The sequence below is a fragment of the Pseudazoarcus sp. NS36 genome (assembly GCF_059703705.1).
This window is the reverse complement of sequence record NZ_BAAKJA010000002.1, coordinates 130,809-143,429: the sequence shown is the minus strand read 5'-3', so window position 1 is coordinate 143,429 and position 12,621 is coordinate 130,809. Positions and strand designations below refer to the sequence as shown.

General features: G+C 64.6%; 11 protein-coding genes. 5 read left to right on the top strand and 6 right to left on the bottom strand.

Translation table 11 applies throughout. The features are described 5' to 3' along the window. Positions 1-2 precede the first annotated feature (2 nt). Both AC6H0R_RS03760 and AC6H0R_RS03755 read right to left on the bottom strand, forming a co-directional pair. The gene (locus tag AC6H0R_RS03760) at positions 3-1,139 is read right to left on the bottom strand and encodes a GNAT family N-acetyltransferase (protein ID WP_497580002.1); all 1,137 of its coding nucleotides are present in this window, start codon (positions 1,137-1,139) and stop codon (positions 3-5) included. 133 nt (positions 1,140-1,272) lie between these two features. Then, positions 1,273-1,638 carry an MliC family protein gene (locus AC6H0R_RS03755; protein ID WP_497580001.1) on the bottom strand — a complete coding sequence of 122 codons (366 nt, stop codon included), beginning with the start codon at positions 1,636-1,638 and terminating at the stop codon, positions 1,273-1,275. Between the two features lie 180 nt (positions 1,639-1,818). Here AC6H0R_RS03755 and AC6H0R_RS03750 point away from each other — a divergent pair, with 180 nt between their 5' ends. Both AC6H0R_RS03750 and AC6H0R_RS03745 read left to right on the top strand, forming a co-directional pair. Beyond that, positions 1,819-3,438 (top strand): NAD+ synthase, encoded by a 1,620-nt coding sequence (locus tag AC6H0R_RS03750; protein WP_497580000.1) that lies wholly within the window; start codon positions 1,819-1,821, stop codon positions 3,436-3,438. 37 nt (positions 3,439-3,475) lie between these two features. After that, positions 3,476-3,814 (top strand): P-II family nitrogen regulator, encoded by a 339-nt coding sequence (locus AC6H0R_RS03745; RefSeq protein WP_497579999.1) that lies wholly within the window; start codon positions 3,476-3,478, stop codon positions 3,812-3,814. 47 nt (positions 3,815-3,861) lie between these two features. Here the strand turns inward: AC6H0R_RS03745 and AC6H0R_RS03740 are convergent, their stop codons facing one another. Both AC6H0R_RS03740 and trxB read right to left on the bottom strand, forming a co-directional pair. Beyond that, a complete protein-coding gene (locus tag AC6H0R_RS03740; protein ID WP_497579998.1) occupies positions 3,862-4,881 on the bottom strand; it encodes a Smr/MutS family protein in 1,020 nt (339 codons plus the stop codon). Between the two features lie 15 nt (positions 4,882-4,896). Next, a complete protein-coding gene (trxB, locus tag AC6H0R_RS03735; RefSeq protein WP_497579997.1) occupies positions 4,897-5,847 on the bottom strand; it encodes a thioredoxin-disulfide reductase in 951 nt (316 codons plus the stop codon). Between the two features lie 212 nt (positions 5,848-6,059). Here trxB and AC6H0R_RS03730 point away from each other — a divergent pair, with 212 nt between their 5' ends. Continuing rightward, positions 6,060-6,731 (top strand): Crp/Fnr family transcriptional regulator, encoded by a 672-nt coding sequence (locus AC6H0R_RS03730; protein WP_497579996.1) that lies wholly within the window; start codon positions 6,060-6,062, stop codon positions 6,729-6,731. 51 nt (positions 6,732-6,782) lie between these two features. On the opposite strand, the gene ppa is transcribed toward AC6H0R_RS03730, so the two are convergent. Then, the gene (gene ppa / locus AC6H0R_RS03725; protein ID WP_497579995.1) at positions 6,783-7,331 is read right to left on the bottom strand and encodes an inorganic diphosphatase; all 549 of its coding nucleotides are present in this window, start codon (positions 7,329-7,331) and stop codon (positions 6,783-6,785) included. Positions 7,332-7,428: 97 nt separating this feature from the next. Beyond that, entirely contained in the window at positions 7,429-9,459 is a 2,031-nt protein-coding gene (locus AC6H0R_RS03720; protein ID WP_497579994.1) for a sodium-translocating pyrophosphatase, read from the bottom strand. A 298-nt stretch (positions 9,460-9,757) separates the two neighbouring features. Here AC6H0R_RS03720 and AC6H0R_RS03715 point away from each other — a divergent pair, with 298 nt between their 5' ends. Both AC6H0R_RS03715 and lolA read left to right on the top strand, forming a co-directional pair. Beyond that, positions 9,758-11,992, top strand: coding sequence for a DNA translocase FtsK (locus tag AC6H0R_RS03715; protein WP_497580275.1), 2,235 nt, complete (start codon positions 9,758-9,760; stop codon positions 11,990-11,992). 2 nt (positions 11,993-11,994) lie between these two features. Then, entirely contained in the window at positions 11,995-12,621 is a 627-nt protein-coding gene (lolA, locus tag AC6H0R_RS03710) for an outer membrane lipoprotein periplasmic chaperone LolA (RefSeq protein WP_497579993.1), read from the top strand.

The following is a 12,621-nucleotide window of genomic DNA, read 5'->3' as shown; positions in this document are numbered from 1 at the left end:
GCTCAGCTTTTGTCGAGCCTGAACGGTGAGCGCTCCGACAGCTCATCCAGATAGAACCCGATCCCCTCGGTCTCTCGCGCCAGAAAGCGGTCTACCGCGTCTGCGAAGCGTTCATCGCGCAGCCAGTGTGCCGAGCGCGTGACCACCGGCTCCAGTCCCCGTGACAGCTTGTGTTCGCCCTGGGCGCCGCCCTCGAAGCGCGGGATGCCTTGTGCGACGCAGTATTCGATGGCGCGGTAGTAGCACAGTTCGAAGTGCAGAAAGGGCAAGGCCTCGCTGGCCCCCCAGTAACGCCCGTACAGTGCGTGCCGGTCGTGCAGGAAAAAGGCACCGGCGACCGGCTGTCCGGCGCGTCTGGCCAGCAACAGGCGCACCTTGTCCGGCATGCGCTGGGCCAGCATCGCAAAAAAGTCCGGCGTCAGATACGGCGTGGAACGGTGCATCGCATAGGTCGTTGCGTAGCAACGGTGGAAGAACGCCCAGTCGGCCTCGCTCGCCGTGTATCCGTCCAGCCACACATATTCCAGTCCATGTTCGGCCGCGCGCCGGCGTTCCTGGCGAATCTTCTTGCGCTTGGCGTGGTTGAGGCTGGAGAGAAATTCCTCGAAATCACCGTAGCCGCGGTTGTGCCAATGAAACTGGACCCCGCTGCGCAGCATGAAGCCAGCTCCAGCCAGTGCCTGCGCCTCCGTCTCTGAGGGCAGCAGTACGTGGATCGAGGACAGGCCGGATTCAGCCGCGAGCAGTTGTGCGGCCTGGGCCATCGGGGCCAGATAGGCTGCATCCCGGGTGAGCAGGCGCGGACCCGGCACGGGCGTGAAGGGGATGGCCGAGAGCCACTTGGGGTAATAGGCCAGCCCGTGACGCTGGTAGGCATCGGCCCAGGCCCAGTCAAACACGTACTCGCCATACGAATGCAGTTTTTCGTACAGCGGCATGGCGGCGACCAGCGTGGTGTCGTTCTCCAGCACGAGGTGCTGCGGGTGCCATCCGGTACCTTCGCCAACCGAGCCGCTGTCTTCCAGCGCCGACAACATGGCGTGCGAGACACAGCAGGCGCCGTCACCCAGTTCGTCCCACACGGCGGCGTCGACTTCGGCGATGTGCGGAACGATGCGGGCGGTCAGCGAAGCAGTCATGTTCATCCGTTAATCAAGATCATCCTGGCGCCACGCAGACACTTGGCGCGCGACCTGACGGGCATCTTGCCGTGGGCCGGCAATAAAAAAGCCCGCCGTGAGGCGGGCCGAGGGGACTCTGCGCGGGCTCGTGTCAGACGGTCTTGCACTCGTTTGCAAGCGGCTTGTTGGTGCGTCCGTCGAGCAGAACACCCTTCCACGGCAGGTCGATCCAGACCAGGCCGTTCCGGCGATCCTCGTAGCGTGGCAGGCCCGACTCGGACGGGTCTCGCGCCAGATTGTAGCGCTTCCCCTGCCAGCCGATCTGCATCGATCCTTGCTCGCGCGCGCCGCGCTGCACGTCGACACGTTGGCCGAACTCGCACTGATAGCTGCCACTGCCCAGCTCGAACTCGAGCTGTCGTTTCTGCGAATCAGGTTTTGAGGCAAAGGCGGGGGTGGTGCTGACTGCGAAAACCGCAGCACCGATGAGGGCAGGGAAGAGGGGTGTGCGGGACATCGTGTCTGCTCCGGGAACCGTTGGCGGATTCTAGGTCCCCCGCCGACGCCGGTGTAGTCGTGAAAGTGTAAGCGAACACTTGCTGACGGCATCTGTCGCGGAGGGCCTTGGCGCAAGTGTAGCTGGCTGAGCCCTGCGGGTACATTCTGTGCTGCGGGCGAAGCCGGTATAGTTGCGCCCATGATGAAATCGCATGCCTTTGCCGTCGCCCAGTTCAACCTGGTGGTTGGCGACGTTTCCGCCAATGCGGAGCGGATTATTGATGCCCTCGCACAGGCCCGCGCGGATGGCGCGCGGCTGTTGCTCACGCCCGAATTGGCCCTGTCCGGCTATCCGCCGGAGGATTTGCTGCTGCGCCCGGATTTTCACCGTGCCTGTGAACGTGAGCTTGCGCGTATCGCGGAGGGCGTCACGGACGTAGTGCTGGTGCTGGGCCATCCTCACATGCGTGACGGGCGTTGCTACAACGCGGCTTCGGTCATCCGCAACGGGCAGGTGGAGACCACCTATCTCAAGCAATTGCTGCCGAACTATTCGGTCTTTGACGAGCAGCGCTATTTCTCGGCCGGGTCACAGGCGTGCGTGTTCGAGCTGGATGGTCTGCGCATCGGTCTGGCGATCTGCGAGGACCTGTGGGAACCGGGGCCAGTGCAGGCGGCGCGTGCGGCCGGTGCCGAACTGCTGCTGGGCCTGAATGCCTCGCCCTTTCACCTCGACAAACGCGCGATGCGACTGGAGACCCTGCGTGCGCGGGTCGCCGAGACAGGCTTGCCGGTGTTGTATTGCAACAGCGTGGGCGGGCAGGACGAATTGGTGTTCGATGGCGCATCCTTTGCGCTGGATGCAGACGGTGCGCTGGCCTGGCGCGGGCCGTCGTTCGACGAGGCGCTGAGCGTGCTGCGTTTCGACGGGGCAGGCTGGGTGCATGACCTGCCCGCCGTGGCGGAGCCTTCACCGGAAGAGGAGGTGTACGCGGCGCTGATCACCGGCGTGCGTGACTACATCGGCAAGAACGGTTTTCCGGGTGCCATCATCGGCCTGTCGGGTGGCATCGATTCGGCGCTGACGCTGGCGGTGGCGGTCGATGCGCTGGGGGCCGACAAAGTGCGTGCGGTGATGTTGCCGTCGCCCTACACCGCACAGATGAGCCTGGACGATTCGCGAGAGATGGTGCGGCGGCTGGGCGTGCGTTACGACGAGATCGCCATCGAGCCGGCCATGCGGGTGTATCACGACATGCTCGCCGGACAGTTCCGCGGGCTGGCCGAGGACGCCACCGAAGAGAACCTGCAGAGTCGCATCCGCGGCAACATTCTGATGGCGCTGTCGAACAAGACCGGCGCCATCGTGCTGACCACCGGTAACAAGAGCGAGATGGCCACCGGCTACGCCACGCTGTATGGCGACATGGCCGGGGGCTTTGCGGTGCTGAAGGACCTGTACAAGTGTTTCGTGTACCGCCTGTCGAACTGGCGCAATACGCGCGGCGAGGTCATCCCCGTGAACATCATCGTGCGTCCGCCTTCGGCCGAGTTGAAGCCCGATCAGGTGGACCAGGATTCGCTGCCGCCCTATGAGGTGCTCGACGCCATCGTGGAGGCCTACATGGAGCGCGACGAGTCGCCGCGCGAGCTGATTGGGCGCGGCTTTGCCGAGGCCGACGTGCGACGTGTCGTCGGTCTGCTCAAACGCAATGAATACAAACGTCGTCAGGCTCCGGTCGGCATCCGCATCACGCGGCGCGGATTCGGCAGGGACTGGCGTTATCCGATAACATCGCGCTACCGCGACGAGTACTGAAACATCGCTCGCAGGAGCATAAATTCAGGAGACAGGAATGAAGAAGATCGAAGCCATCGTCAAACCGTTCAAGCTCGACGAGGTGCGCGAGGCCTTGGCCGAAATCGGCGTAAATGGCCTTACGGTGACCGAGGTGAAGGGCTTTGGTCGGCAGAAGGGTCACACCGAGCTGTATCGTGGCGCCGAATACGTGGTCGATTTCCTGCCCAAGATCAAGGTTGAGGTGGTGCTGTCGGACAGTCTTGTCGAGGCCACCATCGAAGCGATCATCAAGGCCGCGCGCACCGGCAAGATCGGTGACGGCAAGATTTTCGTGACGTCGGTCGAGCAGGTGGTGCGTATCCGCACAGGTGAGACTGACGAGGACGCGTTGTAAGCGGCATTCGCGTCGCATCAAAAGGCCGCCCCGTGAGGCGGCCTTTTTCATGGGTGGTTGCGTGCCGACGCTTGGCCGCGCAGCAGCACCAGCAGCGCGCCCGAGCCGCCCTGGGTCGGGCTGGCCTGGCAGAAGGCGAGGATTTCCTCGCGCTGGGCGAGCCAGCCGCGCGAGAGCTGTTTCAGGATCGACACGCCACCCGGCGAACCCAGTCCTTTCCCGTGGATGACGCGCACGCAGCGCGCGCCGCGCTGCAGGCTCGCGGCCAGAAAGCGTGACAGCGCGGCACGCGCGTCTTCACGTGTGAAACCGTGCAGGTCGAGCTCACCCTGCAGCGTCCAGCGCCCGCGCCGCAGGTCGATCAGCACGCGGCGCGGCACGCCAGGGCGCAGGAACACCGCTTCGTCGCCCATCTCCAGCCGATCTTCGAGCGAGATCGGCGCTTCCATGGTCTCGCGCAGCGCCGAGGCTTCGTCCTCGCTGCGCTTGATCGGCTCCGGCCGGGGGGCAGGGCGTTCCGGTTCGATGCGGTTCTTGTCGGGAATCGGCTCCGCGCCGCGTACGGCGTGGCGGAACAGTTCGGCTGCGTCCATGCGCTCGGGGTCCGCCGGCAGCAAGGGCGGGACCTCATCGACGTCGGGCTTGGCGAGGGGATCGGTCGGGCGTTGAAGCTTGCCGCGTGCCATGTGAGCGCGAGCGCCGGACAGTTCCGCCCGGTTGCTGTCGCCGAGGGGTACGACGTCCTGCATGGACGCCCGGAAGAGATCGGCTTCGTTCCGGGGTTCCGCGCCGGAAGGTTTATGCGAGGGCGCGTCCGGCTCGCCCGAGGTCGAGCGAGGGCGTGGTACGGGCGCTGGGCGCGGCGTCTCGATCTCGGCGCGCCCGCCGTCATCGATCGGGGCGACACTGCGCATCTCGCGCTGGAACAGCTCAAGGTCGTCGGCCTGCTCAGGCGGGGCCGGATCGGGAGTCGGTGCGCTGGTGCGAGCCTTTGTGGGTGGCCGCGAAACGATGCGCGCGCGCAGGGACTTCAGCGTGTCGAGGCCGGAGTCCTTGCGTCGCGTCATCGCACCGTGCTTCGCTCAGCCGAGCGAGTCGAGGTAGCGCTCGGCGTCGAGCGCGGCCTGGCAACCGGAAGCGGCCGAGGTGACCGCCTGGCGGTAGATGTGATCCTGCACGTCGCCGGCGGCGAACACACCGGGGATGCTGGTCGCCGTCGCGTTGCCGTCGCGCCCGCCACGGGTGACGATGTAGCCGCCTTCCATGTCGAGCTGACCTTCGAAGATGTCGGTGTTCGGCTTGTGGCCGATGGCGATGAACACGCCGTGCACGGACACTTCACGCTTGCTCCCGTCGACGGTGCTCTCAAGTCTCATGCCGGTCACGCCGTTAGCATCACCAAGGATCTCGTCCAGCGTCGAGTCGAGCGCGAGTTCGATCTTGCCGGCGGCGACTTTCTCCATCAGCTTGTCGATCATGATCTTCTCGGCGCGGAAGGTCTGGCGGCGGTGTACCAAGGTGACCTTGGAAGCGATATTAGCCAGATACAGCGCCTCTTCGACGGCCGTGTTGCCGCCGCCGACCACGGCGACTTCCTGGTTGCGGTAGAAGAAACCGTCGCAGGTCGCGCAGGCCGAAACGCCGCGGCCGGCGAACTTCTCTTCGGACGGCAGGCCAAGATACTTGGCGGTGGCGCCAGTGGAGATGATCAGCGCGTCGCAGGTGTATTCGCCGGAATCACCGACCAGACGGAAGGGGCGCTCGCCCAGCTTCACGGTGTGGATGTGGTCGAAGATCATCTCGGTGTTGAAGCGCTCGGCGTGACGCTGGAAGCGCGCCATCAGGTCGGGGCCGAGCACGCCATCGGCGTCGGCAGGCCAGTTGTCGACGTCGGTGGTCGTCATCAACTGACCGCCCTGGGCGAGGCCGGTGACCAGCACCGGGGCGAGGTTGGCGCGGGCGGCATAGACCGCAGCGGTGTAGCCGGCGGGGCCGGAGCCGAGGATGAGAAGGCGGGCGTGTCGGGTGCTCATGCGGAATCCTGCAAAACGGGTTGGCTGAAGCGAGGGGCGATTATAGCCGAGGGGGTTGGCCGCATCTGCCGATCGCCTCGATAGTCGGCGTCGATGGCGGCCGGCTATTGTGTTGCGTGGGCGGTCGTGAAATAGTTCCACCACAATTACAGAAGCTTTCGGCCGGCAAAATGGCGTGGCGCCGGTCAAATGGCAGTGCAGTGGAGGGGTTCATGCTTTCAGCAGTATCGACTGTGGCGCTCAAGACCTTTGGCCTGTTTCAGGGGCTTCCGGACGAGGTGCTCGGCAAAGTGGCTGCGGTGTCGGGTATGCGGCGTTACCCGCGGGGGCATCACGTGCTTGATGCGGGTGACGATGGGGATCACGTGTACTTCGTGCTGACCGGTTCGGCCAAAGTGGTCGTGTCGGGCGAGGGCGGACGTGATGCCATTCTCGGGCTGTTGGCGCGGGGTTCGGTGTTCGGGGAAATGGCGATGTTCGGAAGCTGCCCGCGCTCGGCCTCGGTGATCACGGTCGAGCCTTCCGATCTGGTTCAGATCGCGGTCAGTGACTTCAGACGCCTGATGCAGGAGAACTTCGAGCTGGCCTGGCGCGTGATGTGCCTGCTGGCCGATCGTCTGCGTGAGGCCGATCGCAAGATCGAAAGTCTCGCCCTGCGCGACGTGCATGCGCGCGTGGAGGAGTTGCTGCGCGAAATGGCCGAACCGTGCGACGAAGGAAGCTTTGTCGCCACCCGCATCACCAAGCAGGATATCGCCCGCATGGTCGGAGCTTCGCGTGAGATGGTCAGTCGCGTGATGCGAGATCTGTCGCGCAGCGGCATCGTTGAGGAGCGCCCGGACGGAATTCTGCTGAAAGACCGCCGGGTTGCTGACGCAGACTGACGGGTCTTTCGGCAGCCTCGCTGTGTGCGCGCTGCCGAAAGCCTGTGCGGCTCAGAAGTTCGGCTTTACCGGCGAATCCTTGTACATCTTCTCGCTGGAGACGATCTCCGCCTTGGCGTCGTCTGCACCGCCCCAGCCTTCAACACGCACCCATTTGCCTTCTTCCAGATCCTTGTAGTGCTCGAAGAAGTGAGCGATCTGGTTGAGCAGGTCGGGGGATACGTCGGCGATGTCGCGCACGTTGCGATAGCCGCGGCACAGTTTGTCGATGGGCACAGCCAGCACCTTGGCGTCGTCACCCGACTCGTCGGTCATCTTCAGCACGCCGACCGGACGGCACTTGATCACCGAGCCTGAAATCAGCGGCACCGGCGTCACCACCAGCACGTCCACCGGGTCACCGTCGTTCGACAGCGTGTGCGGCACATAACCGTAGTTGCACGGGTAGTGCATCGCGGTGCTCATGAAGCGGTCGACGAACATCGCACCGGTTTCCTTGTCGACCTCGTACTTCACCGGGTCGGCGTGGGCGGGAATCTCGATGATGACGTTGATTTCGTTCGGGACATCGGAACCGGAGCTGACGCGATCGAGATTCATTGCAAGTGCCTCTTCTGGGTGCGAAAAATGAAAAGACCGGCATTATAGCCGGCCTCGGTATTGTGCGGTGCACCGGGCGGCAGCCCGGGCACCACATTTACAGCAGCGGAACGATCAGCAGCGCGACGATGTTGATGATCTTGATCAACGGGTTGATCGCCGGGCCCGCCGTGTCCTTGTAGGGGTCGCCCACCGTATCGCCGGTTACGGCGGCCTTGTGGGCCTCCGATCCCTTGCCGCCGTGGTGGCCGTCCTCGATATATTTTTTTGCATTGTCCCAGGCGCCACCGCCGGCCGTCATCGACAGCGCAACGAAGATGCCGGTAACGATGGTGCCAAGCAGCACGCCGCCCAGCGCCTGCGGCCCGAGGATCAGGCCTACGGCCACTGGCACCAGCACCGGCAGCAGCGAAGGCACGATCATTTCCTTGATGGCGGACTTGGTCAGCATGTCCACTGCGCGGGAGTAATCGGGCTTCTGAGTGCCGTCCATGATGCCCGGCATCTCCTTGAACTGCCGCCGCACCTCGATCACGATGCCGCCCGCCGCGCGTCCGACGGCTTCCATCGCCATTGCGCCGAACAGGTAAGGGATCATGCCGCCGATGAACAGGCCGATGATCACCATGTGGTTCGACAGATCGAAGGTGAGGCTCTTGCCGGCCGCCTCCAGCCCGTGGGTGTAGTCGGCAAACAGCACCAGCGCCGCGAGGCCGGCCGAACCGATGGCATAGCCCTTGGTCACGGCCTTGGTGGTGTTTCCGACCGCGTCGAGCGGGTCGGTGATGTTGCGTATCGACTCGTCCAGACTGGCCATTTCGGCAATGCCGCCAGCGTTGTCGGTGATCGGGCCGTAGGCATCAAGCGCCACGATGATGCCGGTCATCGACAGCATGGACGTTGCGGCAATCGCGATGCCGTACAGCCCACCCAGTTCATACGCGCCCCAGATCGACGCGCACACCGCCAGCACCGGGGCGGCAGTGGCTTTCATCGAGACGCCCAGGCCCGCGATCACGTTGGTGCCGTGGCCGGTGGTCGAGGCTTCGGCGATGTGGCGTACCGGGGCGAACTCGGTTGCGGTGTAGTACTCGGTGATCCACACCATCGCAGCGGTCAGCGCCAGCCCGATCAGCGCGCTCAGATACAGGTTCATCGAGCTGATGGTGGTGCCATCGGCCAGCGTCACGCTGTCGCCGAGCAACCAGGTGGTGACCGGGTAGAAGGCCACCGCAGCCAGCACGCCGGAGACGATCAGGCCGCGATACAGCGCGTTCATGATCTTGCCGCCTTCCCGTGCGTGTACGAAGAAGGTGCCGACGATGGAGGCCAGGATCGACACGCCGCCCAGTACCAGCGGGTAGATCGCCGCTGCGTCGCCCGCATCGCGCAGCAACAGGCCGCCCAGCAGCATGGTGGCGATCACGGTGACCGCATAAGTCTCGAACAGGTCGGCCGCCATGCCGGCGCAGTCGCCCACGTTGTCGCCGACGTTGTCGGCAATCACCGCCGGGTTGCGCGGATCGTCCTCGGGAATACCGGCTTCGACCTTGCCGACCAGGTCGGCGCCGACATCTGCCCCCTTGGTGAAGATGCCGCCGCCCAGACGCGCGAAGATCGAGATCAGCGAGCCGCCGAAGGCCAGGCCGACCAGCGGATGGATGGGGTCTTCGACGCCGAAGGCGACCAGCAGGCCGTAGTAGCCGGCAACGCCCAGCAGGCCGAGGCCGACCACCAGCAGGCCGGTGATGGCGCCACCGCGGAAGGCGACCTGCATGGCCGCGTCGAGGCCATCCTTGGCGGCTTCGGCCGTGCGTACGTTGGCACGTACCGAGATGTTCATGCCGATATAGCCGGCCAGGGCCGAGAAGACGGCACCCACGGCAAAGCCGATGGCACTGCCGATGCCGATGAAGAGGGCGACCAGTACGAACAGCACGGCGCCGACGATGCCGATGGTGAGGTATTGCCGGTTGAGGTAGGCGGTGGCGCCTTCCTGGATGGCTTGCGCAATCTCGCGCATGCGCTCATTTCCGTCGGGCTTGGCCAGAATCCATTTGACCGAATACCCACCGTACGCCAGTGCAGCTAGGGCGCACAACAACGCAAAAAGCAAAGCACCTCCCATGGTCCTCTCCTCCGTATTGATTTTGTTGGCCTGCAAGACTCCTTCGTTTCCGTTTCTCGATGCCATCCGCAGCCGGCACGATCTGCTGCCATCACGGATATGAACGCGAGAATACGCCTTCGCCGTAGGGTGGTACAGACACGCAGACCATATGCCGACCCTTTGCAGTCTGTTGCAACAGCGGGGTGTGGCGATCGCATATAATCAAGGGCTTCCAACGGCTCCCGGCGGCCCTGCCTTGAGAACACCCCCGCGACAAAAAAACCGTCCGCAACCGCTTCCAGAGCGCATTTCCCTGCTGCTTCAGGAGGCCCGCTGGCTGATTCTCGGAGTCATGTCCTTGTATGTCGCCCTCATATTGCTGGGCTACAGTCAATCCGACCCCGGTTGGTCGCATGCGGCCGAAGTCACGCGCGTGTCGAATCCGGGCGGGCGTTTCGGGGCATGGCTGGCAGACGTTCTCTACTATCTGTTCGGGCTTTCGGCCTGGTGGTGGGTGGCTTTTCTCGGCTACGGCCTGTTCTGGGGTTTCCGCCGTATGCGCAGGCGTGAGACGCATGCCGACGGCCGTTCCTTCTTCATCATCTTCGTCGGGTTTGTCGTCGTACTGCTGGCAAGCAGCGCGATCGAGGCCATGCGCTTCCATTCGCACGGCGCAGGCATGCCGCTGGCGCCGGGCGGGCTGATCGGCGTTGAACTCGGCGCGATCGTGCAACGCTACTTCGGCTTCACCGGCGGCACCTTGCTGCTGCTTGCGCTGGTTGCGAGCGGTCTGAGCCTGTTTACCGGCATCTCCTGGCTGAGCATCGTCGAGCGCTTCGGTACCTTTATCGAGCGCGGCTGGCTTGGTCTGCTCGATGCGTGGGACCGTTGGCGCGATCGCCGCGCCGGACGTCAATTGGCGCAACGCCGTGAGGCCGTGGTCGAGACGCGTCGCCGCAAGACCGATGCGCAGCCGGCAGCGCAATTGCGCATCGAGCCGAGTGCGCCGGTGCCCAAATCCGAGCGCGTCGAGAAAGAGCGCCAGAAGGCGCTGTTCGAAGAATTGCCCGCCGAGGGCCTGCCGCCACTGTCACTGCTCGATCAGCCGTCTGGCGACGTCGAGCCGCCCAGCGCCGAGGCGCTGGAATTCACCTCGCGCCTGATCGAAAACAAGCTCGCCGAGTTCGGCGTCGAGGTGCGTGTTTCGGCGGCCTATCCCGGCCCGGTCATCACGCGCTACGAAATCGAACCCGCGGTCGGCGTGAAGGGCAGCCAGATCGTTAACCTCTCCAAGGATCTGGCGCGCGCCTTGTCGCTGGTGTCGATCCGCGTGGTCGAGACGGTGCCGGGCAAATCGTGCATGGCGCTGGAGCTGCCGGTGGCCAAGCGCCAGGTTGTGCGCCTTTCCGAGATTCTCGGTTCGCAGGCCTATCACCACATGAGTTCGCCGCTGACCGTGGCGCTCGGCAAGGACATCGGCGGTCAGCCGGTGGTGGCTGACCTGGCGCGCATGCCGCATTTGCTGATGGCCGGCACCACCGGCTCGGGCAAATCGGTGGGCATCAACGCCATGATCCTGTCGCTGCTCTACAAGTCCGAGCCTTCGCGCGTGCGCATGATCATGGTCGACCCCAAGATGCTGGAGCTGTCGATCTACGAAGGCATTCCGCATCTGCTCGCGCCGGTCGTGACCGACATGCGTCACGCCGCCAACGCGCTGAACTGGTGCGTCGGCGAAATGGAGAAGCGCTACAAGCTGATGGCCGCCGTCGGCGTGCGCAACCTGGCCGGCTTCAACCGTGCGGTGCTCGATGCGCGCAAGGCCGAGAAGCCGATGACCAATCCGTTCTCGATCACGCCTGAGTCGCCCGAGCCGCTGGATACGCTGCCGCACATCGTGGTGGTCATCGACGAGCTGGCCGACCTGATGATGGTGGTCGGCAAGAAGGTCGAAGAGCTCATTGCGCGGTTGGCACAGAAGGCGCGCGCGGCCGGCATCCACCTGATCCTCGCCACGCAGCGCCCGTCGGTGGACGTCATCACCGGCCTGATCAAGGCCAACGTGCCGACGCGCATCGCCTTTCAGGTCTCGTCCAAGATCGACTCGCGCACCATCCTCGACCAGATGGGCGCAGAAGCGCTGCTCGGCATGGGCGACATGCTCTACCTGCCGCCCGGCACTGGCCTGCCGGTGCGCGTGCATGGCGCCTTCGTGGCGGACGAGGAAGTGCACAAGGTGGTCGAGAACCTCAAGAAGATGGGCCCGCCCGACTACATCGACGACATTCTTTCGGCCCCGGAGGAAGCTTCCGACGGCGGCGGAGGTCTGGGTGAGGACAGCGACGCCGAGGCCGATCCGATGTACGACCAGGCCGTCGAGCTCGTGCTCAAGACGCGCCGTCCGTCAATTTCGCTGGTGCAGCGTCATCTGCGCATCGGCTACAACCGCGCCGCCCGTCTGATCGAACAGATGGAGCGCGCCGGCCTGGTTTCGTCCATGGGCGCAAACGGCAACCGCGAGGTGCTTGCGCCCTCGCGAGAGGAAGATTGAACATGTTTCGCCCCTTTTGCCGCGCGCTGAGCGCGGCCTTGTTGCTGATCAGTACGGCCGTCTTTGCCCAGGACAGCGGAATCACCCAGCTCGAACGCTTCATGGCCAAAGCCGCTTCGGCCGAGGGCCGGTTCGAACAGGTGGTGGCCGCCGCGTCGGGCAACCGGCCCGAGTATTCCAAAGGCACGTTCGTGTTCCAGCGCCCGGGGAAATTCCGCTGGGAGTATGAGAAGCCGTATCCCCAACTGCTGGTCAGCGACGGTGCAAAGCTGTGGTCGTGGGACCCCGATCTGAATCAGGTCACGGTGCAGCCGATGGGCGATGCGCTGGGCTCGACGCCGGCCGCCATCCTGGCCGGAGACGGTTCGCTTGAGCGCAACTTCCGCCTCGTCGCAGAGGGCGAGCAGGGCGGTCTGGCCTGGGTGCGCGCCGAGCCGCTGTCGAGTGACGGTCCGTTCGCCGAGGTGCGCATCGGTCTGTCCGACAACATGCTGCGGCGCATGGCCATGCAGGACCATTTCGGTCAGACCACGGTGATTGATTTCGTCGAGCTCAAGGTCGGCGTCCAGCCCGCCGCTGATCGCTTCCGTTTCACGCCGCCGCCCGGCGCGGACGTGCTGGGTAACTGA